Source organism: Millisia brevis NBRC 105863, from assembly GCF_001552615.1.
Lineage (GTDB): Bacteria > Actinomycetota > Actinomycetes > Mycobacteriales > Mycobacteriaceae > Millisia > Millisia brevis.
Map to the genome: position 1 here is coordinate 477,641 of NZ_BCRN01000001.1, position 22,648 is coordinate 500,288.

The window sequence follows — 22,648 nt, forward strand, 5'->3', positions numbered from 1 at the left end:
TTCAGTGACTGAGATAGTTTTGCACACGTGACGGACGACAGCCTGAGCCGAATTGCCGCCGTTCTTGCCGGGAAGCGAGGGTGGGTTGTCGCCCTGCTGGTGATCGTCGCCGGCATCGCGATCATCGGCCTCGCCGGGGCGAACGAGTCCGCCGAGTCGGCACCGACGTCGCTGCCGGCGTCGGCCGAGTCCGCCCGGGTCAACGAGATCACCGCGACCTTCCCGGACGCCGACGAAGCGGCCGTGGTGCTGGTCGCGGCCCGCCCGGACGGCGGCACCCTCGAGCCGAGCGACCTGGATGCGCTGGCGGCGGCGCAGGAACGCGCGGTCGCCGTCGACCCGGCGTTCGGGGAGATCGGCGCTCCGGTGATACCGGCGCCCGACGGCTTGGCGGCGATCGCCCCGGTGGGGATCGACGGCACGCTCAACGGCTTCCCGTTGACCGATCGGGTCGATGAACTGCGCGCTGCGGTCGCCGACGGCCTACCGAGCGATCTGACCGTCGACGTCACCGGCGGCCCGGCGTTCGGCGCCGATATCGCGAACTCGTTCTCCGGCGCGAACATCACATTGTTGGCGGTCACGGCCCTGGTCGTCGCGGTCCTGCTGATCCTGACCTACCGGTCACCGGTGTTGTGGCTGGTCCCGCTGCTCGTCATCGGCTTCGCCGACCGGGTGGCCGCATCGGTGGGCACCCTGGTCGCCGAGCTGACCGGGTTGTCGTTCGACGGGTCGACCTCGGGTATCACCAGCGTGCTGGTCTTCGGTGCGGGCACCAACTACGCGCTGCTGCTGGTCTCGCGGTATCGGGAGGAGTTGCACCGGCACGACAACCATCGCGACGCCCTGGCCGTCGCGGTGCGGCGTGCGGCCCCGGCGATCCTGGCGAGCAATGCGACGGTGGTGCTCGCCCTGTTGACCCTGATCGTCGCCCTGCTGCCCAGTACGCGGGGTCTGGGTGTGCTCGCCGCGTGCGGTCTGGTGGTCGCGGCGGTGTTCGTGCTGTTGGTGTTGCCGCCGCTGCTGGCAGTGTGCGGTCGCCGACTGTTCTGGCCGTTCGTTCCGCACGTCGAGGCCGCCGCCGAGGACGGTCCGCGCGGTCCCTGGTACCGCATCGCGGCGACGATGACCGCCCGACCGGTGCCGGTTGTAATCGTGTCGGTGCTGGTCCTGGGCCTGTGCGGGTTGTGGCTGATCGGCACGAAGATCGGGCTCTCGCAGACCGAGCAGTTCCGAGTACAGGCGGAGTCGGTGGACGGTATCGACGTGCTGGCCGCGCACTTCCCGGGCGGAACGTCGGACCCGACGGTGCTGCTGGCCCGGACCGCGGAGGCGGATCGGGTGGCGGCGGCCGCCGAGACCGTCGAGGGGGTGCAGTCGGTCACCGCGGACGGAAACATGGACGGCTGGAGCCGGTACTCGGTGGTGCTCGGCGCGGACCCGGGGACCGACCAGGCCTTCGACACGATCCGGCAACTGCGCGCCGCGGTTTCGGCCGTGCCGGGCGGTGAGGCACTCGTCGGCGGATCGGACGCCCGGGCGCTCGACACCGCCGAGGCCGCGGCCCGCGATCGGATGGTGGTGATTCCGCTGGTCCTCGCGGTGGTCTTCGCCGTGCTGGTCGTGCTGCTGCGCGCCCTGGTGGCGCCGGTCCTGCTGCTGGCGACCACGGTGCTCAGCACGATCGCCGCCCTCGGCCTGGGGCATCTGGTGTCGAAATACATCTTCGGGTTCCCGGCCTTCGACGACCAGGTGCCGCTGTTCTCGTTCCTGTTCCTGGTGGCGCTCGGCGTGGATTACACGATCTTCCTGGTGACTCGGACGCGCGAGTACACCCGCAACCACCACACCGCGGACGCGATCGTGCGGGCGGTCGCCTCCACGGGCGGGGTGATCACCAGCGCGGGCATCGTGCTGGCCGCGGTCTTCTGTGTGCTCGGCGTCCTGCCGTTGATCACGCTGACGCAGATCGGCATTGTGGTGGGCCTGGGCATCGTTCTCGACGCCTTCGTGGTGCGCACGATCGTGGTGCCCGCGGTGTTCGCGCTGGTCGGTGATCGGGTGTGGTGGCCGGGAAAGGCACACCCCGACAAGCCGCAGCGGACGGTCGCCGCCCACGCCGAGTACCTCTAGCCGGAGAGGGCTTCCAGCCGAGACAACCACTGGTCGAACCGCGGGGCATGTGACCTGACGACGGGCAGACCCGCGCTCGCGGTAATCGCGACACCATCGCGCACCTTCGAGTAGCCGCTCCACTCCGACTTCAGGCGTTTCGAAGGTGCGGTGGTCGGGCCGTCGTTGATCGATTCGGCGTTGTGGTCGTATTGCGCAAGTACGCCCGCGCAGTGCTTCCGGACCTTCGCGGGAAGGTCGCTCGCCGCCGAAGCGGCCGCGAAGACCAGAGCCTCGAACTCGTGCAACACGACGAACGGCAGGAATCGATCACCATCGGATATGTCCGCGGCCATGCCGCGCTCCCGGTTGATGACACATTCGTCGGTATGCGGCGCGCTGCAGCGTGCCGGTCCGTCGTCCGGATATCCGTAGAAATCGATCATCGTCGTGACGCAGACGAATTGGCTCGATGTCAGAGTGTTGCCGATGTCCTTGCGCCAGTGTTTCCAGGACCCACCGCCTTTGGCGCTCGCACGTCCCGCCGTGCGACTGGTCTTGACGATGATCGGTTGAATGTGGATCCCGAGAGTCCACAGATGTGGTGCGAGGACATCGCCGACAAACCGATCCTCGGTCTGTCCTTCCACGACGATCGCCACCTGCCTCATAGCAGCCGGCGCGGTCTGCCGCCCAACAGATTCTTCTCCCAGATCTCGCCCACCGAGTAGTCCTCGAGCCACTGTTCGAAGGATGCGGGATCGTGCCGGGTGATGGTCGTTCCCCGTGCGGTGCGATCCAGGACCGCCAGTTCGGAGATATCGAACTGACTGAGCAGCGTCACCGACTGAGTCGCGGCAACCAGACGTCTTCCGGCAGCGGCGCTGCGCATCATGTCGGCGAGTTGGTGGATCGCGAAGGGATGCAGGCCGAGCTCCGGCTCGTCGAGGACGATCGTGTGCGGACGTTCGGGCTGCTGCAGAAGGACCGCCAGGCAGATGAATCGCAGGGTTCCGTCACTGAGTTGATCCGCAGAAAACACATGGTCGAGACCGGTTTCCGACCACCGCAACCGGAGCCCCGACACCTCCGGACGCAGCACGAAGTCTCCGAAGAAGGGCGCGACGTTGCGGATCGACCGGATGATGGCGTCGTACTGCTCCGGGTGTTCGGCTCGCAGGCGCAGAAGAACCGGGGCAAGGTTAGACGCATCGGGATGCAGACTGATGTTGTCGGCCGTGTCGGCGTATCTCTTCACCGGCGCGTCCGCACTCACATCGTCGAAGTGGAAGACCCGACAGCCGGAGACGGCCTTCCGCGCATAGTGCGCAAACGTGTTCCGATCATCGGCGGCCGATACCAGGACCGACTCGCGATGGGTTCCCAAGTCATCCTGGCGCGGATTCGGATATCTGCTCCGATCGTGGAAGAACGTCGTCTCCGTGATGGCGACGCTGTCCTCCGCCGCCGCGATCAGATCGGCTCGGTAGCCATTGGTCAGATCGCCCTCCCAATCGCTCCACGCCTCCAACCGGACACCGTCCGGTGACAACGCCGGATCGACCGGTCGATGCAGAATGCTGCCGAATCCACCCTTCCGAACGATGTACGACTGGAGTTGGCGGTCGATGATCCGACCGAGAAGCTCGAAGGCTCCCACCAGGTTGCTCTTCCCGGCACCGTTTCCGCCCACAAGAAGCGTGACTTCGGTGTTCAGGTCCAAGGTGACATCGGCCAGTGACGCGTATCCGCTGACGCGAAGCTGACGGAGTGGGGTGTCGCCGGCCATGACCTTCACCTCCTGACGGTGTTGTTGCGAAGTTACCTCACACCTCGCGCGAGAACGCCTGCCGGAGGACACGGTTGTGGACAGCCCGCGTTAGCCGCAGACGACGCGTGCGGCCCGCGCGGACTACCTCTGAGTCGGTACCGAGCCGGTACGGTCCGACTCGGTACCGGCTGGGTCAGTACCGTTCGCGCAGGAACTCGTCGATCTGTTCGCCGGCGCCCAGGGCGGTGAACACCCGGTCCTCGTCGCCCGGGGCCGCGGGGTCGTAGAGAACGACCAGCTGCTGACCGTCGAGGGGAACGCCGTACCGCGGGTGACCCTTGATGTAAGGGAAGGCCTCGGTCCGGCTGATCCGGTGTTCGAAACCCTGCAGGTCGGCGAAGGCAAAGGTCCACTCCGCGTAGTAGACGCGCTGACCGGTGGTCGGTTCGGGGTCCGAGGCGACCACGACGCCCGGCACCCGGGCACCGGAGACCATCAGTTCCTCGGCGATCGCCCGCGAGCGGACGGCCTTGCGGCCGCTGCGTCGGCCGATGAACAGCAGGTACAGCGCGACGAGGGTCACCAGCGGCGCGAGCCAGTATTCGGTGGACCACACCGCCCATTGCTGGACTTTCCATTCCACCGCGGGGCCACCGACAAATTCGCTGGTGGCGCCGATCTGGTCGGCCGGCGCCCAGTCGAACAGCCGCGACCACCACAGTCCGGCGGCAGTCCCCAGCACCGTGAGGGCCAGGGGGCCGACGACGAGGTACCTGTCCTTGCGACCCGACCAGAGCCGGTTCGACAGGTGGTACGCGAAGTACGCGACGATCACCAGGATCATCGCCACCGGAATGGGGAACATCATGTCGTCCGAGCCCGGGTTCGGCGAGTCGATGCTGTTGAGCACGCCCCGTCGAATGGCATCGACCAACTGCCCGACCGTCAGGCCCAGGACCACTCCGGCCGCCAGCAGGAGGGCTCCCGTCACGACGGACGCGATCATTCCGCCTCCGCGGGTCGCCTGCCGTCCGATCTCACTTATCGCCACTGAAACGGTTCCTCCGTTGCCACTGCGCGGACCCCGAAGACCCGCGACGGACGGAGGATAGCGGTCGAATTGTCCCGATGAGGATTCGACGTCGCTGCATGCTCGCGACCGGCTCGGTGGAACCACCCCGGGGCCCGTGTACGGCTCGGGATACGGCTGCCGAACATCGCGGTGCAACCGAAACACGGCCGCAGTCGAAAGAAGAAGGCGTCGGATATGAGAATCGAGCGGGGACTGTGTCCAACCGCTCGATACCGGGAGTTCGTGCTGTGGGTGGGCCTACCTGGACTTGAACCAGGGACCTCTTCCTTATCAGGGAAGCGCTCTAACCGCCTGAGCTATAGGCCCTCGAACATCGGCGTGGTCTTCGACCGTGCCGAGCGATGAGGTTACCGCATGCACCGCTCGGGAACCAAAACGGCTCCCGACGACGGTCGACGCGGCCGATCGAGCACACAAAAAACCTCGGCACAGTCGAGTCTGTGCCGAGGTTTCCCGTGAAACGACGACGCTAATCGCGATCGGCGAGGGTGACTTCCACACCGCCGACGAGGTCGGCGCACAGGTTGTAGATGAACGAGCCGATCGTGACGATCGCGGTGAACAGCACGATGTTGATCAGACCGATCACCGAGGAGTACCCGAAGACCTGACCGGCGGTGACCAGGCCGCTACCGGAGGTGTCGGAGACGATGTCGGTGAACGCACTGTTGAGGCGATCCCAGACGCCCATGCCGCCCAGGACCAGGTACAGCGCGGCAACGGCCACCATCCAGGCCAGGAAGCCCGCCACCGAGATGACCAGCGACAGCTTCAGCGCCGACCAGGGGTCGATGCGCCGCAGCTGCAGGACCGCGCGCAGCGGCCCGGTGCTCGGCACCGCGACCGGTCCGGCCACCGCGGCGACCCGCTGGGCTTCCGGCTCGGCGGCGGTGGGCGTGGGATGACGCACCTCGGAGAGGTCGGGCATGTCGACGGGCAGCTCGTTGCGCTCCACCTTGCGGGTGGGGCCGTCGATGACGGCGGCCTTGGTGCGCGCCTCCTCACGGACCGAACGGTCCGGGGTGGGGGTACCCGGCACCGGCCGGTCCCCACCGCGCCGCGCACCGGTCGGGAACTGTCCCGGGCGGGCGGTGACGTTGGTCTGCGGCTGCTGGCGGCCACGATCCCAGGACGATCCGGCAGCCGCGGCGGCGGCCGGGCGGGCGCCGGGGGCGGGCGGGCGCTGCTGCTCCACCCGCTGCGTCTCGGCCGCGGCGGGCTTCGGCGCCGGACGACCGTCGACGGGCGGCTTACCGGCCCCGTTGGTCACCACGGTGCGGTCGGTGGGGACGGCAGGCTGGGGCGGGCGACCGGCACCGTTGCCGGTGGGTCGCGGTGCCGCGGCGGCAGCCGGGCGGGCCGTCTGCTGCGTCGGAGCGGCCTGCTGCGTCGGAGCGGCCTGCGGCGGCGCCTTGGGCGCGGGGCGGTCGGCGGCGGCGGGTCGATCGGCCGGCGCGGGATCGCGCGGTCGACCGACACCGGGCGGACCGGCCGGCGGAGCGGTGGGCGCGGGCGGCGCGGTCGGCGGCTTGGGAGCGCCGGCCGCGGGGGTGGCAACCGTCGGAGCACCGGACGGCGGCGCGGATCGAGGTGGCGCGGCCGGGGGCGGAGCGCTCTGCCCGGGGGTGCGCTGGGGCAGCGGACCGGCGACCGGAGCCGAACCGGGTGCCGCACCGTTGGGCTGCGCCGGTCGAGCCGGGCCGGATCCGGCGCCCTGCTCGGCGGCCGGTCGCGCCGGACCCGACGGGTTGACCGGTCGGGCGGTGGGCTCGCCGGCGGGCCGGGCCGGGGTGACATTGCCGGCCGGGCGCGTCGCCTCGACCGGGCGGACCGCATCGGCTCCGGGGCCCGCATCCGGGCCCTTCGCAGCCGCGGCACCGTTCGGCGCTGCCGGACCACCGGTCGGAGCGGGCGCGGGGCCCGCATCCGATGCGCCCGGCAGACGCGGCTGCCCGTTGCTCGGTGATTCGCCGCTCGCTGAATCGCGCGGAGTGCTCACGTCGATCAGGACCCCTTCGGTGCCGTGGAAGTACCGTCGACGAGCTCCTCGGGCTCGTCGGCATTACGTGCAATAGCCAGCAGAGTGTCGCCCTCTCCGAGGTTCATCAAACGAACACCCTTCGTCTGGCGGCCTGCCCTGCGAACCTGCTTCGCCCCGGTACGGATGACGCCCCCGTTCGAGGTGATGGCATACAGCTCGTCCTCGTCTTCGACGATGAGAGCCCCCACCAGGGTGCCACGTCGGGGGTCGTACTGGATTGTCAGCACGCCCTTTCCGCCGCGACCTTGGGTCGGATAGTCCTCGATCGGGGTGCGCTTGGCGTACCCGCCGGAGGTCGCGACCAGCAGGAACTTGCCGTCGTGCACCACATTGAGCGACAACAGGTGGTCGTCCTCGTTGAAGCGCATCCCCTGAACGCCGGAGGTGGCCCGACCCATCGGCCGCAGCACCTCGTCGTTGGCGGAGAACCGGATCGACTGGCCCTGCTCCGATACCAGCAGCAGGTCGTCCTCGGCGGAGCCGAGCACCGCGCCGACCAGTTCGTCGTCGCCGCGCAGGTTGACCGCGACGATCCCGCCGGATCGGTTGGAATCGAAGTCGATCAGGCGCGACTTCTTGACCAGGCCGCCGCGGGTGGCGAGCACCAGGTACGGGGCGTCCTCGTAGGACTTGAGCTGGATGACCTGGGCGATGCGCTCGTCCGGCTGGAAGGCCAGCAGGTTCGCGACGTGCTGGCCGCGGGCGGTCCGGTTGGCCTCGGGCAGCTCGTACGCCTTCGCGCGGTAGACGCGCCCCTTGGTGGTGAAGAACAGGATCCAGTCGTGCGTCGAGCTGACGAAGAAGTGGCTGACGATGTCGTCCTGCTTGAGCCCGGCACCCTGGACGCCCTTGCCGCCGCGCTTCTGCGAGCGGTACAGGTCGGTCTTGGTGCGCTTGGCGTAGCCGGTCTCGGTGATGGTGACCACCACGTCCTCGCGGGCGATCAGGTCTTCGTCGTTGACGTCGCCGTCGGCGGCGATGATCTTGGTGCGCCGATCGTCACCGTACTTGTCGACGATCTCCTTGAGCTCGTCGTGCACGATCGCGCGCTGCCGCTCGGGCTTGGCCAGGATGTCCTTGTAGTCGGCGATCTCGGCCTCGATCTTGGCCAATTCGTCGACGATCTTCTGCCGTTCGAGCGCGGACAGCCGGCGCAGCTGCATATCGAGGATCGCGGTCGCCTGGATCTCGTCGATCTCGAGCAGGTCCATCAAGCCGGTGCGCGCGGTCTCGGTATCCGGCGAGCGGCGGATCAACGCGATGACCTCGTCGAGCGCGTCGAGCGCCTTGACCAGGCCGCGCAGGATGTGGGCGCGTTCCTCGGCCTTGCGCAGTCGGTACTGGGTGCGCCGGATGATCACTTCGAGCTGATGGCCGACGTACAGCTTGAGGATCTGATCGAGCCGCAGGGTGCGCGGCACCCCGTCGACGATCGAGAGCATGTTCGCGCCGAAGCTGGTCTGCAGTTGGCTGTGCTTGTAGAGGTTGTTGAGCACCACCTTGGCCACCGCGTCGCGCCGCAGCTTGACCACGATGCGCATGCCGACCCGGTCGGAGGACTGGTCCTCGATATCGGAGATGCCGGCGATCTTGCCGTCCTTGTGCTGCTCGGCGATCGAGGCGATCAGGTTGTCCGGGTTGACCTGGAACGGCAGCTGGTTGATGACGATCTGGGTGCCGCCGCGGGTGTCCTCCTCGATCTCGACGACGCCGCGCATGCGGATCGACCCGCGACCGGTGGTGTACGCGTCGTGGATGCCCTGGCCGCCGACGATCAGTCCGTGCGTGGGGAAGTCGGGTCCCTTGACCCGCTCCATCACCGCGGCGAGGGTCGATTCCTCGTCGGCCTGGTGGTTGTCGAGGATCCAGTAGATCGCCTCGGCGACCTCGCGCAGGTTGTGCGGCGGCACATTGGTGGCCATGCCGACGGCGATACCGCCGGAACCGTTCACCAACAGGTTGGGGATACGGCTGGGGAGAACCCGCGGCTCGAGGGTGCGACCGTCGTAGTTCGGGGTGAAATCGACGGTCTCCTCGTCGATATCCCGCAGCATCTCCATCGCCAACGGCGTCAGCCGGCATTCGGTATAGCGCATCGCGGCGGCGCCGTCGTTGCCGGGCGAACCGAAGTTGCCCTGGCCGTCGATCAGCGGATAGCGCATCGACCACGGTTGGGCCAGCCGCACCAGGGCGTCGTAGATCGCCGAGTCGCCGTGGGGGTGATAGTTACCCATCGTCTCGGACACCGGCCGCGCCGCCTTGACGTAGCCGCGGTCGGGCCGGAAACCGTTGTCGTACATCGCGTACAGGATGCGGCGGTGGACCGGCTTCAGACCGTCACGGACCTCCGGCAGGGCGCGTCCGACGATGACGCTCATCGCGTAGTCGATATAGCTCGACTGCATTTCCTGCTGGATGTCGACCGGCTCGATCCGGTCTCCGCCCGAGGCGGGAACGTCCCCGTCCGGAGGCAGCGTGGTGTCTGTCATCGAATGGTCACTTTCTCACGAGAAGTGTTGCGACGGTGGTCGAACGGGCATCGGCGACCGGCGGATACCGGTCGCCGCGCAGCCGAGCGATCACACATCGAGGAAGCGAACGTCCTTGGCGTTGCGGGTGATGAACGAGCGGCGCGCCTCGACGTCCTCGCCCATCAGGATCGAGAACAACTCGTCGGCAGCCGCGGCGTCGTCCAGGGTCACCAGCCGCAGCACGCGGACCGCGGGATCCATGGTGGTCTCCCACAGTTCCTTGGCGTTCATCTCGCCGAGGCCCTTGTACCGCTGGATGCCGTCGTCCTTGTTGATCTTCTTGCCCGCGGCCAGGCCCGCCTCGAGCATGCCGTCGCGCTCGCGATCGGAATAGGCGAACTCCGGGGCCGCACCCTTCTGCCACTTGAGCTTGTAGAGCGGCGGCTGTGCGAGATAGACGTGGCCGTGCTCGACCAGCGGGCGCATGAAACGGAACAACAGGGTCAGCAGCAGCGTCGAGATGTGCTGGCCGTCCACGTCGGCGTCGGCCATCAACACGATCTTGTGATAGCGCAGCTTCGAGATGTCGAACTCGTCGTGGATGCCGGTACCGAAGGCGGTGATGATCGACTGAACCTCGGTGTTCTTGAGGACGCGGTCGATGCGGGCCTTCTCGACGTTGATGATCTTTCCGCGCAGCGGCAGGATCGCCTGGAACATCGAGTCGCGACCGGACTTGGCGGAGCCGCCGGCGGAGTCGCCCTCGACGATGTAGACCTCGCACTTCTCGGGGTCCTTGGAGCGGCAGTCGGCGAGCTTGCCGGGCAGGCCGCCGAGGTCGGTGGCCGACTTGCGACGGACCAACTCGCGAGCGCGGCGGGCGGCCAGGCGGGCCTGCGCCGAGGCGGCGGCCTTGTTGACGATCACCTTCGCGTCGGCGGGGTTCGCGTCGAACCAGTGCGCGAGGTGCTCATTGCAGGCGCGCTGCACGAACGACTTGACCTCGGTATTGCCCAGCTTGGTCTTGGTCTGTCCCTCGAACTGCGGCTCGGCGACCTTCACGGAGATCACCGCGGCGAGACCCTCGCGAATATCGTCGCCGGACAGCTCGCCGTCCTTGTCCCTGATCAGCTTCTTTTCCTTGGCGTACTTCTTGACCACCGAGGTCAGCGCGGCGCGGAAGCCCTCCTCGTGGGTACCGCCCTCGTGGGTGTTGATCGTATTGGCGAAGGTGTGCACCGATTCGGCGTAGCTGGCGTTCCACTGCATGGCCACCTCGACCTCGTGGCCGGTGCCCTTGGCGGTGAAGTCGACGACCGAGTTGTGGATCGGGGTCTTGAGCCGGTTGATGTGCTTGACGTAGTCGACCAGGCCGCCCGGGTAGTGATAGGTGCGGGTCTTGACCTTCGGCGTCGCCGCGGCGACCCGCTCCTCGTCCTCGTTCATCGGCTTGTCGGCGGTATCGGCGACGTCCTCGTCGACCACCTCGGCGGGGGTGACCCGCTCATCGGTGAGCATGATCGTCAGACCCTTGTTGAGGAAGGCCATCTCCTGCAACCGGCGCGCGACGGTCTCGAAGTTGTAGGTCGTCGTCTCGAAAATGGTGTCGTCGGCCCAGAACCGCGTCGTGGTGCCGGTCTTGTCGGTGGCCGCCCCGCGAACCAACTCGCCGGGCTCGCTGTTGAGATACGTCTGCGTCCAGTTGTAGCCGTCGCGCTGGATGTCGACCTCGAGTCGCCGCGACAGCGCGTTGACCACCGAGATACCGACACCGTGCAGACCGCCGGAGACCGCATAGGAATCGGAGTCGAACTTGCCGCCGGCGTGCAGGACGGTCAGCACGACCTCGACGGTGGGCCGCTTCTCCTTCGGGTGCATCTCCACCGGAATGCCGCGGCCGTCGTCGACGACCTGGACACCGCCGTCGGCGAGCAGGGTGACCTCGACCTTGGTGGCATATCCCGCCATCGCCTCGTCGACCGAGTTGTCGACGACCTCCCAGATCAGGTGGTGCAGGCCCCGCTCACCGGTCGATCCGATATACATGCCGGGCCGCTTGCGGACCGCTTCGAGGCCCTCGAGCACCGTGATGGAGGATGCGTCGTACGACGGCTTGCCGGAGGCGTTGTTGTCCGATTCTTGGGCAGCCACTGTCGGTTGGTTCTCCTTACGAACAGGGATCACGCGGTATCGACCACCGGACACATCCCGTCGCGCGTCGGGGCGCGTCGAGCGGGTTACGACCGGATGGTGCTCCCGGTTCGACTCGAACCGGACACTCGTCACACAGTCTACTTGTTGGTAGGGGACAAGTGGTGAGGTGCTGCCCGAAATACCGTCTGAAATCGCCCCTGACGAACTTTCAGGAACTGCGCCATGTCCGATTGTGGGGAGATCAGGCCACGTTCGTTGTGAACGGAACCACGCGCGGACGGCCCGAAGCGGGTCAGCCGTAGGTGTCGCGCGGCCCGCGGCCGGAGATATGCCGATTGCCCTTGCGCCAGCTCGGCGCCTTGGGACCGGTGATCCGCAGGCTCGTGACCACGCCGGGTCCGACGGCCGCGACGATCTTGGCCAGGATCTGCGCCTGCATCAGCCGCAACTGCGTCGCCCACGCGGTCGACTCGGCCGCGATGGCCAGCACCCCGTCGGTCAACGCGGTCGGTTCGGCGTGATCGGCGATCTCGGGACCGACGACGGTCGGCCAACTGCCGAGCACCACGCCCTCCGCGACCTGCTGCGACCATCCGCGCGAGCGGATCAGCGAGGCGGCCAGCGACTTGAGCGATTGGGGATCGCGCGAATCCGGTCCGGAGCCGGACCACCCGCGCCGGGTACGGGTGCGACCGGGTTTCGGCGCGGACGCTCGACCCTGACCAACCGCCTTTCCGGAGGCCAATGCCGCAGCGCGCGCCTGCTCGAGGGCGCGGCGGGCGATGTCGACGCCGTGCAAGTGGGAGCCGTCGTCGGCGAACGTCGGCCGGTCGTCGTCACCGGCGGCGTCGGGTTCGCCCGACGGCTCGGCGGGTTCGCGGTCGACCATCACCCCATCGTAGGCACTCGGGCGCATCCGCATACGCCGTGCCGGTTTTCGGATGCGTGCCACCGAATCGGCGACGGGAGGATCATGGCGGATATGGGACAACTGGTTCTGGTGACCGGCGGTTCGGGATTCATCGCCGGGCACTGCATTCTGCGCCTGCTCGAGCGCGGATATCGGGTGCGCACCACCGTCCGATCACTGCAGCGCGAGCCGGGTGTGCGTGCCGTGCTGCGCGACGCCGGGATGGCCGCGGACGCCTCGCTCGAATTCGTGGCCGCCGATCTGACCGACGACACCGGATGGTCGGCGGCGTTGGCCGACGTCTCGGCCGTGCTGCACGTCGCCTCCCCGGTGGCACCCGGCCACGTCGAGAACGAGGACGACCTGATCGGGCCCGCCCGCGAGGGGACGCTGCGGGTACTGCGCGCGGCCCGCGATGCCCGGGTGACGCGGGTGGTTCTGACCTCCGCCTTCCACGCCGTCGCCTGGGGGCATCCGCACGGGACGCACCGTTTCACCGAGGACGACTGGACGATCCTCGACGGTCCGGGGGTCGACGCCTATGCGAAGAGCAAGACCCTCGCCGAACGCGCGGCCTGGGATTTCGCCGCGATCGACGAGTCCCTCGAGCTGACGACGATGCTCCCGGTCGCCGTGATGGGACCGGTTCTGGGAAACAGTATTTCGGGGTCGAATCAGATCATCCGCTCGATGCTCGACGGGGATATGCCCGGCTTGCCGGACCTCTACATTCCGATCGTCGACGTCCGCGACGTCGCCGCGGCGCACGTCCTGGCGCTCGAAACACCCGAGGCCGTGGGACAACGATTCCTGCTGTCCGACGGTCCGCCGCTGTCGATGCGTCAGATCGGTGCCATCGTGCGCGAGCACCTCGGGTCCGCGGCGGCGTCGGTCCCGACGTTCACGCTGCCGCATGCCGTCGTCCGGCTCGGTGCCCGATTCTCGCCCCAATTGCGCGCGATCGCACCGGATCTCGGCCATGCCCGGTTGAGTTCTCATGCGAAGGCCGGCCGGGTACTCGGCTGGGAGCCGCGCCCGGCGCAGGATGCGATCGTCGCCGCCGCGCACAGCCTGGTCGCCAAGAATCTCGTCCGCAACCGGGACAACGTGCGACGCATGTAGGCACTCGCGCCGGGTGGGCATCCGGCCCGGTGATCAGCCGCCGGTCTCGGGTTCGGCCGGCTCCGGTGGGGCCTCCGCCGGCGCGCCGTCGGGCACCAGTTCCGAGATCCGCACCCCGTCCCGCTCGATCATGCGCACCCCGAAGCGGTGGGCCCGCAAGCGTTCGGGAACGTCGTCCGGCACCGCCGCGGTGATCAGTACCTGCTCGGCGCCGGCGGCGACCTCCGCGAGCGCGGCGCGGCGCGGACGATCGAGTTCGGCGAAGACGTCGTCGAGAATCAGCACCGGATCGCCGTCCTCGGCGCGCTGCAATTCGAAGACGGCCAGCCGCAACGACAGTGCCAGCGACCAGGATTCGCCGTGGCTGGCGAATCCCTTGGCCGGCCCGTCGCCGAGCACGATCTCGAGATCGTCGCGGTGCGGACCGACCAGGCAGACACCGCGATCGAGTTCCTTGCCGCGCATCTGCGCGAGCCGATCGAGCATCGCGGCCTCGATCACCTCCCGATCGCTCTCGTCCGCGGCCGCGTCGTCGGCGCCGGAACCGGCCACCCCGGGGCGGCCTGTTTCACGTGGAACGCGCAACGGATCGGTGATCTCCGCGGGCAACGACGGGGTCAGGGAGGTGACATAGCGGATCGACGCGGGCCGCGACTGCGGCGCGATCGTGGCATAGGCGTCGCCGAAATACGGTGCGAGAGCGTGTACTTCGGCGATCCTGGCCGCGATCAGGGTCGCTCCGACGCGGGCGAGCCGGTCGTCCCAGACGTCGAGGGTCGCCAGTACCTCGCCGCCGTCACCCCGCCGCATCGCCGCGCCGGCGGTCTTGAGCAGCGCGGCCCGCTGCCGCAGCACCTTGTCGTATTCGGCACGCACCGCCGCCCACCGGGGCCGGCGGGCGGTCATCGATTCGTCGACGAATCGACGTCGCTCGCCCGGGTCGCCCCGCACCAACGCGAGGTCCTCCGGGGCGAACAACACCGTGCGCAGGACCCCGAGAATCTCCGCGGGCCGCACGCTCGAGCCACCCAGCCGGGCCCGGTTGGGTCGGCCGCGATTGATCTGCGCCTCGATGGTCAGCTCGCGGCCGCCGTTGACGACCGCCGCCCGCACCGTCGCGGCATCGGCACCGATGCCGATCAGCGGTTGGTCGGACGACACCCGGTGCGAGGCAAGGGTCGACAGGTAGCCCAGGGCCTCGACGATATTGGTCTTGCCGTGCCCGTTGCGACCCTCGAAAACGGTGACCCCGGGGTCGAACTCGACCACCACGTCATCCCACGACCGGAAGTCGCGGAGCGCGGCAGCGCGAACGAACACCCGTGGCCCGCCGCGGTCAGCTGTTCTCGTGGGTGCGCTTGACCGCGTGCCCGCCGAACTGGTTGCGCAACGCCGAGACCGCCTTCATGGTCGGCGAATCCTCCTGACGGGAGGCGAAGCGAGCGAAGAGAGCCGCCGAGATCACCGAGGCGGGCACCGAATGCCGGATCGCCTCCTCGACGGTCCAGCGGCCTTCGCCCGAATCGGCGGTGTACCCGGAGATGTCCTCGAGACCCGGGTGCTCCTCGAGCGCTTCGACCAGCAGATCGAGCAGCCAGGAGCGCACGACGGTGCCCTTGGTCCACGCCTTGAGCACACCGTGCACGTTCTCGACCAGTGGCTCGGCTTCCAGCAGCTCGTACCCCTCGCCGTAGGCGTGCATCAGGCCGTACTCGATGCCGTTGTGCACCATCTTCGCGTAGTGACCGGCGCCGACCGGACCGGCGTGCACGAAGCCGTCGGCCCGATCCCCTTCCGGGCGCAGCGCGTCGAAGATCGGCATCGCCCGCTCGACGTCGACGTCCGAGCCGCCGACCATCAGTCCGTAGCCGTTCTTCAGACCCCAGATTCCGCCGGAGACACCGGCGTCGATGTACTTGATGCCCTTCTTGTCCAGCAGGACGGCATTGAGTTCGTCGTCGGTGAAGCGGGAGTTGCCACCGTCGATCACCAGATCGCCCGGCTCGAGGACCTCGCCGAGGGAGGCGACGGTATCGCGGGTGATCTGCCCCGACGGGACCATCACCCACACGATGCGCGGCGCCGGCAGCGCGGCGACCAGGTCGGCGAGCGATGCAACGTCGGATACCTCGGGCCGCGGATCGAATCCGACGACCGTCAGGCCATGCTCCCGGAGGCGTTCACGCATGTTGAAGCCCATTTTGCCCAGCCCGATGAGACCGAGTTCCATTGCGACAATTCCTCTCCGCGGTCGATGCGCGGATCAGCCCGGCAGGCGGACCGGCATCAGAAGGTAGACGTATGCGCTCAACGGCGCCGGGTAGGTCCCGGACTCAGTTGCCGCAGGCTCATCCTCCCGTGCCGGGCGCAATACCGCAGGCCGACTGGGTGTCGTGAAACCAAATTCCACTTTGTCGGAATGCAACGCTCCGAGGCCGTCGCTGAGGTAACCGGGGTTGAAGGCGATGGTCAGCGGTTCGCCGTAGTAGGTGGCCTCGAGGACCTCCTCCGCCCGTCCGGCGTCGTCGCCGCCCGCGGAGAGCACCACCGAATCGGCGCCGAACTCGAGCCGCACCTGGGCGCCGCGGTCGGCGACCAGTGCGACGCGCTTGATCGCCTCGATCAACGGGGCGGTCTGCACGAACGCGACCGAGGTGTGCTCGGCGGGCAGCAGCTGCCGGAACTTCGGGAATTCGGCATCGAGCAGGCGGGTGGTGGTGCGCCGACCGCTGCCGACGATGCCCAGCAGGCCCTCGCCACCGATCCGATCGCCGGCGCCGAGCGCGAGCTCGACGTCGGTGTCGCCGGTGGAGCCGATCGTGCGGGCGGACTCGGAGAGCGTCTTGGCCGGCACGAGGACCGCGGCGGTCGCATCGCTGTCGGTCTTCCATTCGAGCTCGCGGACCGCCAGGCGGAAGCGATCGGTCGCGGCCAGGACCACCGACGTGCCCTCGATCTCGACCCGGATGCCGGTCAGCATCGGCAGGGTGTCGTCCTTACCGGCCGCCACCGAGACCTGTCCGATCGCCTCGGCGAAGACGTCGACCGGGATCGAGCCGGTGCGCTGGGGAACCTCGGGCAGCTGCGGGTAGTCCTCGACCGGCATCGTCGGCAGGGAGAACTTCGCTGCGCCGCAGGTGATCTGGACACGATTGCCGTCGACGGCGACGTCGACCGGCTTGTTCGGCAGCGCGCGGGTGATGTCGGCGAGCAGTCGACCGGAGACCAGGACCGAGCCGGATCCGGCGATCTCGGCGGGCACCTTCACGCGGGCGGAGACCTCGTAGTCGAAGCCCGAGATGGTCAGCCCGTCCTCATCGGCCTCGAGCAGCACACCACCGAGCACCGGCACGGACGGGCGCTGCGGGAGGCTGCGCGCGACCCATGCGACCGAATCGGCGAAGTCCTCACGCGGAACCCGGAATTTCACACCGCCAAGGTCCATAGCGATCGTGATTCCCTCCGGTCGATCGGGCAGAGCTTCGGTAGGGGAACACCGTAGCGCCTGACGCCTCGGCGTCCCGACCGGGGGCCGTTCGATCCGAGGCCCCGATGGCGGTGTCCTCGATGTCATTCGGGTCGGTGTGCGCGTGGATCGTTCGGCGAATCTCCTTGTCCACACACCTGCTTTGAAAGAGCTTCTCTGAAGAGATAACCCAGTATCAGTAATAGGTCCTGTGGAGACTGTGGACAGCTGCCGTCGTCGCAGGTGGGGCGGGAGAGTCCGATGTGGACGCAGCCCGGGGAGGACCGAGTTGTTCACCGCCGGCCCGGGGATCGACGATCGTTGGTCATGTGGAGTTCACCGGTTCTCCCCGGGCTCACACGGTTGTCCACAGCGTTTTCCACAGATGTGCATGTCTACAGTTCACCTTGACCCTCGGACTGTGAACAACCGGCCGAAACGCCTTCGACCAGCACAAATAAGCGACGGCCCACCCGAGGGGATGGACCGCCGCGTGAACGATGCGGGATGACGGCGCCGCCGCCGAGGGGATCGACCGACCGATCCGCTCCGGCAAACGCCGAGGTCAGCGCTTGGAACGCTGCTTGATACGGGCTGTGAGTTCCTGCACGTGGGCGTACACCTTGTGACGTTCGGTCATCTCCTTGCGGATCTTCTTGTCCGCATACATGACCGTGGTGTGGTCGCGACCGAAGGTCTGGCCGATCTTGGGCAGGGAGAGATCGGTGAGCTCGCGGCACAGGTACATCGCGATCTGACGGGCCTGCGCGATCGGTCGGGCCTTGCCGGGCCCACAGAGCTCGTCGATCGACGTGCCGAAGTATTCGGCGGTCACGGCCATGATCGTGGCCGCACTGATCTCCAGGGTGCTCGAGTCGGGGATCAGATCGCGCAGCACGACCTCGGCGAGGGTGGTGTCCAGTGTCTGCCCGTTGAGCGAGGCGAACGCGGTGACGCGGATCAGGGCGCCCTCGAGCTCACGGATATTGCGTTCGATACGACTGGCGATCAGCTCGAGCACATCGTGCGGGACGTCCAGGCGGTCGATCTTCGCCTTCTTGCTCAGGATCGCGATGCGGGTTTCCAGTTCCGGCGGCTGAACGTCGGTGATCAGCCCCCACTCGAACCGGGTGCGCAGCCGCTCCTCGAGCGTTGCGAGCTGCTTCGGTGGCCGATCGGACGAGACGACGATCTGCTTGTTCGCGTTGTGGAGGGTATTGAAGGTGTGGAAGAACTCCTCCTGGATACCTTCCTTGCCCTCGATGAACTGGATGTCGTCGACCAGCAGCACATCGGTCTCGCGGTAACGGCGCTTGAAGGCGACCTTGCGGTCGTCGCGCAGCGAGTTGATGAAGTCGTTGGTGAATTCCTCGGTCGAGACGTACTTCACCCGCATGCCCGGGAAGAGGCGTTTCGCATAGTGACCGGTCGCGTGCAGCAGATGTGTCTTGCCCAGACCGGATGCGCCCCACACGAACAACGGGTTGTAGGCGCGGGCGGGAGCCTCGGCGATCGCGACCGCGGCGGCATGTGCGAAGCGGTTCGAGGCACCGATGACGAAGGTTTCGAAGGTATAGCGCGCGTTGAGATTCGCCTGGGCCGGCTGGTCACCGGTGGCCGCGAAGGCGACCGGCTGCAGGTTGGGTCGGTGGTCCGAGCCGCGGCCGTAGGTATCGCGATCGTCCTCGAACTCCTCGGGCTCACCGTGGCCGGAGACCTCGGAGTCGCCCGGTTCGGCGGCGGCGGTGGTCAACACCCGACGTCGATAGACCGGATTGCTCGGGGTGTCGGGAAGATCATCGGTTTCGGGACGCGGTTCGACCGCTGCCTGCGGCGATGCCAATCGCACGCCGAGGCCTTCCACCCCCTGACCGAGGTGCCGACCGAGCGCGCCGAGGATCGGTTCGCGCAATCCGCGCTCGACCGCCTCCTGGACGAAGACCGAGGGAACCGAGAGCAACGCGAAACCCTGGGTGAACGTCAGCGGCTGGACCAGGGCCAACCAGGCCTTCTGGCCGCGCGTGAGCGGATCACCGGGATGGGAGTCGGAGACGAGTTCGGCGACGACATCGGGCCAGACGCGGGACAGAACACTGGGGTCGTCGGTCACAGGTCGTTACTCCAGGAGTCCGGTCCGGCGGGTCGGCCTCGCCGACCGGCGTGCCGGTGGCCGGCAGTCGGGGACGATGTCGGGAAGTGCACGAGCCGGACCATACCGCTCGTTGTTCCACATAGGTATCCACAGGTGTGGATAGACCACTCACAGGTTCTTCCACACGTGTGATAGCGGGAATCGTGTCGGTCCCTCGATCGGTGGGACCGGGGCAGGCGCGGACACGGAATTCCCCCCGCATACGTCGTGCCCGAATGTGTCGCTCCGGTTGAGTGACTTCCGGTTGAAGAGACGACAAATTCACTCCCTGGCCCAGTTAACAACTCGAGGGCGGAGCCGTGCAAGGCCGGGCACCTAATTACACCCCTGTTATCTGTTGACCAGCGGTTTGACCGACCCGGCATCCGATCAGTAGTCTGGTTCGGTCGCCGTTGTGCTGCCGCGCGCCATCGAGTCCCTCGAGGCAATGCCAGGCATGTCGGCTTTGCGAATGGGCTGACCACAGCCCACCACAAGCAACCAATGTTGTGCCGCGCGCATCCGTGCGCGCCGTATTTGAGGGAGAGTCGACCGTGGCCAAGGGCAAGCGGACGTTTCAGCCGAACAACCGCCGCCGGGCGCGTGTACACGGATTCCGGCTGCGCATGCGCACTCGGGCCGGCCGCGCGATCGTCGCCGCTCGTCGCCGCAAGGGACGCGATTCCCTCACCGCCTGATTCGGCCGTTCGGAGGCCGCCGGTGCTACCCGCGCAGAACCGACTCCACAATTCCCGCGAGTTCGGTGCTGTCGTGCGGCGCCGTCGCGGCATCGGACGTGATGACGTCGTCGTCTATCTGAGGCAGACGACCGATTCCGGTAGTGAACGCACAGCCCCTTCGGGTGTCGAGGGTGGGCGCGAACCCGCGGTGGATACCGCTCCGCGGTTCGGCTTCATCGTCGCGAAGTCCGTCGGGTCCTCGGTGGATCGTCACCGAGTGACTCGGCGGCTTCGTCATGTCTGCCGCAGCTTGATTTCGGAACTTCCGGACAACGTCGACATCGTGATCCGCGCCCTCCCCGGCGCGTCGAGCGCGACCTCGGCTGTCCTGGACCGACAGATTCGATCCGCTTTGACGCGACTGCGCGTTCTGTCCGTACCGAGCACTCCGGTCGGCAGGACCGGCGAGCGATCGGTAGGACCGGTAGTCACACGATGAGCTCCTTGCCAACACGGATGTTGGTCGCGGTGATCGATATCTATCGCGCGTACATCTCCCCCACCAGAATGCCGACCTGTCGTTTCACTCCCACGTGCAGCGAATACGCGGTGACGGCTCTGCAGGAGCGGGGATTGATCGTGGGCGTCGGGCTCAGCGTGGTCCGGTTGCTCAAGTGCGCGCCCTGGCATCCCGGAGGATGGGATCCGGTGCCGCCGCGGCATCCGCATACTGTGCATGACGACGTTTCCGAGGGAGTGCAATAGACGGTGTTGGATTTCATCTATTACCCCGTGTCCTGGATCCTATGGGTCTGGCACCGGGTATTCGGCTTCGTGCTCGGTCCCGACAACGGGTTCGCCTGGGCCCTGTCGGTGATCTTCCTCGTGTTCACCCTGCGACTGCTGCTCTACAAGCCGTTCGTGAAGCAGGTGCGGACCACGCGGCAGATGCAGGAGCTGCAGCCGCAGATCAAGGAACTGCAGAAGAAGTACAAGAACGATCGCCAGCGACAGGCGGTCGAGATGCAGAAGCTGCAGCGCGAGCACGGCTTCAATCCGTTGATGGGCTGTCTGCCCGTGCTCGCCCAGGCGCCGGTCTTCCTCGGTCTCTACCACGTGCTGCGGTCGTTCAACCGAACCGCCGAGGGCATGGGCCAGCTCGGTCTGAGCCCCGAACGCAACCGCGAACTGCCGAACTACGCCTTCAGCGTGGAAGACGTCAACTCGTTCCTGGATGCCCGTATCTTCGGTGCCCCGATCTCCGCGATGATCTCGATGCCCGAGCATGTGATGCAGGGCTTCGTGAACGAGGCGGCCGGGCTGGGAATGCCCTCCCGATGGGCGATCATCGCCGTGTCGGTCCCGCTGATGATCATCGCCTCGATCGCCACTCACTTCAATGCTCGCGCCTCGGTCCAGCGCCAGACGGACGTGATGAAGGCCAACCCGCAGACGCAGATGATGAACCGGCTGTCGCTGTGGGTCTTCCCGCTCGGCGTGCTCGCCTTCGGTGCGTTCCTCCCCATCGCGATCCTGCTGTACTGGGTCGCCAACAACGTCTGGACCTACGGACAGCAGCATCTGGTCTTCGGCCGCATGGAGAGAGAAGAGGCCGAGAAGAAGCGCGTCGCCCTGGAGAAGAAGGCGAGCAACGCTCCCAAACCGGGGGCGAGGCCGAAGAAGCGGAACGCTTCCGCTCGACAGAACGATCGGGCGAACGACTCGGCGGCCTCCGAGACGACCGATGCTTCCGATTCCGATACGACGGACTCGACCACTGCGACCGAATCGACCAATGGCAGCCGACCGAAGGGCTCGGGTACGAACGGTTCCCCGGACTCCGCTCGCGCGGCGTCGGGCCGTACGGTGGCCGGCTCCGGATCGACTCGACCGAAGAAGTCGGCGTCCGGTAACGCCGGACGCAATCGACGCAGCGGCTCGCGCAAGCGGCGTTGATCGCAGCGCCACACCGGACGGCGCTGACGGGTCCGGTAATTCATACATCGGTGTAGGAACGGCGAACGGAGACGATCTCGTGGGCGTGGAGACGGACGAGCACACGGCGGAGACGGCGGCGGACAGCGCTGCCGTCGGGGGCGCGGATGCGGTTGACGCCACGGCGGCGGACGCGGCGGTGAGCGACACCGCGGGCGACGCGGCCGCCGACGACGCGGCGGCGGAAGGGACCGGGGCGGACGCGGCGTCCTCGGTCGGAGGGTCGGCGGACGATGTGGACGATCTCGTCGAAGAGGGCGAGATCGCCGGCGATTACCTCGAGCAGTTGCTGGACGTGCTGGACTACGATGGCGACATCGATCTCGATGTCGAGGGCGACCGCGCGGTGGTCAGCATCGACGGCGGCAAGGATCTGAGCCGTCTGGTGGGTCGCCGGGGCGAGGTCCTCGACGCGCTCCAGGAGCTGACGCGACTCGCCGTCCAGCAGTCGACCGGCGAGCGGAGCCGGCTGATGCTGGACGTCGCCGGATGGCGTGCGGGCAAGCGGACGGAGCTGGCGAAGCTCGGTCGTTCCGCTGCCGAGCGCGTGGCGGGATCCGGGCAGCGCGAGGAGCTCGAGCCGATGACCCCGTTCGAGCGCAAGATCATCCACGACGCGATCGCGACGATCGACGGGGTGACCAGCGAGAGCGAGGGTGTCGAACCCAAGCGCTTCGTGGTGATCCTTCCCGCATGAGTTTC

18 protein-coding genes and 1 tRNA gene are annotated in these 22,648 nt (G+C 67.5%); 7 read left to right on the forward strand and 12 right to left on the reverse strand.

Annotated features, from left to right (window positions below; genetic code table 11):
* Positions 1 to 27 precede the first annotated feature (27 nt).
* Positions 28 to 2,133, forward strand: coding sequence for an MMPL family transporter (locus MB1_RS02170; RefSeq protein WP_245649985.1), 2,106 nt, complete (start codon positions 28 to 30; stop codon positions 2,131 to 2,133).
* On the opposite strand, the gene MB1_RS02175 is transcribed toward MB1_RS02170, so the two are convergent.
* From MB1_RS02175 to MB1_RS02210, 8 genes are all read right to left on the reverse strand, one after another.
* The gene (locus MB1_RS02175; protein ID WP_169801582.1) at positions 2,130 to 2,762 is read right to left on the reverse strand and encodes a DUF4276 family protein; all 633 of its coding nucleotides are present in this window, start codon (positions 2,760 to 2,762) and stop codon (positions 2,130 to 2,132) included. The two genes, MB1_RS02170 and MB1_RS02175, sit on opposite strands and share 4 nt — an antisense overlap.
* Positions 2,763 to 2,779: 17 nt before the next feature.
* The gene (locus MB1_RS02180) at positions 2,780 to 3,901 is read right to left on the reverse strand and encodes an AAA family ATPase (RefSeq protein ID WP_066903173.1); all 1,122 of its coding nucleotides are present in this window, start codon (positions 3,899 to 3,901) and stop codon (positions 2,780 to 2,782) included.
* Positions 3,902 to 4,076: 175 nt separating this feature from the next.
* Complete coding sequence (locus MB1_RS02185) at positions 4,077 to 4,889, reverse strand: DUF3592 domain-containing protein (protein ID WP_066903175.1); 813 nt, start codon at positions 4,887 to 4,889, stop codon at positions 4,077 to 4,079.
* Positions 4,890 to 5,208: 319 nt separating this feature from the next.
* Positions 5,209 to 5,282 (reverse strand) — tRNA-Ile (locus MB1_RS02190).
* Positions 5,283 to 5,445: 163 nt separating this feature from the next.
* Positions 5,446 to 6,975, reverse strand: a complete 1,530-nt coding sequence (locus MB1_RS26425) for a DUF3566 domain-containing protein (protein WP_066903177.1) — start codon at positions 6,973 to 6,975, stop codon at positions 5,446 to 5,448.
* Positions 6,976 to 6,980: 5 nt separating this feature from the next.
* Positions 6,981 to 9,506, reverse strand: a complete 2,526-nt coding sequence (gyrA, locus tag MB1_RS02200) for a DNA gyrase subunit A (RefSeq protein ID WP_066903179.1) — start codon at positions 9,504 to 9,506, stop codon at positions 6,981 to 6,983.
* Positions 9,507 to 9,596: 90 nt separating this feature from the next.
* Entirely contained in the window at positions 9,597 to 11,639 is a 2,043-nt protein-coding gene (gene gyrB, locus MB1_RS02205) for a DNA topoisomerase (ATP-hydrolyzing) subunit B (protein WP_066903181.1), read from the reverse strand.
* Between the two features lie 295 nt (positions 11,640 to 11,934).
* Positions 11,935 to 12,531 carry a DUF721 family protein gene (locus MB1_RS02210; RefSeq protein WP_084350717.1) on the reverse strand — a complete coding sequence of 199 codons (597 nt, stop codon included), beginning with the start codon at positions 12,529 to 12,531 and terminating at the stop codon, positions 11,935 to 11,937.
* Between the two features lie 93 nt (positions 12,532 to 12,624).
* On the opposite strand from MB1_RS02210, the gene MB1_RS02215 reads away from it, so the two are divergent.
* Positions 12,625 to 13,674 carry an SDR family oxidoreductase gene (locus MB1_RS02215; RefSeq protein ID WP_066903500.1) on the forward strand — a complete coding sequence of 350 codons (1,050 nt, stop codon included), beginning with the start codon at positions 12,625 to 12,627 and terminating at the stop codon, positions 13,672 to 13,674.
* Positions 13,675 to 13,707: 33 nt separating this feature from the next.
* On the opposite strand, the gene recF is transcribed toward MB1_RS02215, so the two are convergent.
* From recF to dnaA, 4 genes are all read right to left on the reverse strand, one after another.
* Positions 13,708 to 14,994, reverse strand: coding sequence for a DNA replication/repair protein RecF (gene recF / locus MB1_RS02220; protein ID WP_066903183.1), 1,287 nt, complete (start codon positions 14,992 to 14,994; stop codon positions 13,708 to 13,710).
* Between the two features lie 16 nt (positions 14,995 to 15,010).
* On the reverse strand, positions 15,011 to 15,904 hold the full coding sequence (gene gnd, locus MB1_RS02225) for a phosphogluconate dehydrogenase (NAD(+)-dependent, decarboxylating) (protein WP_066903185.1): 894 nt from the start codon (positions 15,902 to 15,904) through the stop codon (positions 15,011 to 15,013).
* Between the two features lie 33 nt (positions 15,905 to 15,937).
* Positions 15,938 to 17,119, reverse strand: a complete 1,182-nt coding sequence (gene dnaN, locus MB1_RS02230) for a DNA polymerase III subunit beta (RefSeq protein WP_066903187.1) — start codon at positions 17,117 to 17,119, stop codon at positions 15,938 to 15,940.
* A gap of 586 nt (positions 17,120 to 17,705) precedes the next feature.
* Positions 17,706 to 19,250, reverse strand: a complete 1,545-nt coding sequence (gene dnaA, locus MB1_RS02235; RefSeq protein WP_066903189.1) for a chromosomal replication initiator protein DnaA — start codon at positions 19,248 to 19,250, stop codon at positions 17,706 to 17,708.
* Positions 19,251 to 19,825: 575 nt separating this feature from the next.
* On the opposite strand from dnaA, the gene rpmH reads away from it, so the two are divergent.
* The 5 genes from rpmH to MB1_RS02260 all read left to right on the forward strand — a co-directional run bounded on the left by rpmH (position 19,826) and on the right by MB1_RS02260 (position 22,643).
* Positions 19,826 to 19,969 carry a 50S ribosomal protein L34 gene (gene rpmH, locus MB1_RS02240; protein ID WP_066903191.1) on the forward strand — a complete coding sequence of 48 codons (144 nt, stop codon included), beginning with the start codon at positions 19,826 to 19,828 and terminating at the stop codon, positions 19,967 to 19,969.
* Positions 19,970 to 19,991: 22 nt separating this feature from the next.
* The gene (gene rnpA, locus MB1_RS24825) at positions 19,992 to 20,450 is read left to right on the forward strand and encodes a ribonuclease P protein component (protein ID WP_084350650.1); all 459 of its coding nucleotides are present in this window, start codon (positions 19,992 to 19,994) and stop codon (positions 20,448 to 20,450) included.
* Between the two features lie 17 nt (positions 20,451 to 20,467).
* Entirely contained in the window at positions 20,468 to 20,716 is a 249-nt protein-coding gene (gene yidD / locus MB1_RS02250; RefSeq protein WP_439646917.1) for a membrane protein insertion efficiency factor YidD, read from the forward strand.
* Positions 20,717 to 20,719: 3 nt separating this feature from the next.
* Positions 20,720 to 21,907, forward strand: coding sequence for a membrane protein insertase YidC (gene yidC / locus MB1_RS02255; protein WP_066903198.1), 1,188 nt, complete (start codon positions 20,720 to 20,722; stop codon positions 21,905 to 21,907).
* 79 nt (positions 21,908 to 21,986) lie between these two features.
* The gene (locus tag MB1_RS02260) at positions 21,987 to 22,643 is read left to right on the forward strand and encodes a Jag family protein (protein ID WP_245649986.1); all 657 of its coding nucleotides are present in this window, start codon (positions 21,987 to 21,989) and stop codon (positions 22,641 to 22,643) included.
* The last annotated feature ends 5 nt before the right edge of the window (positions 22,644 to 22,648 follow it).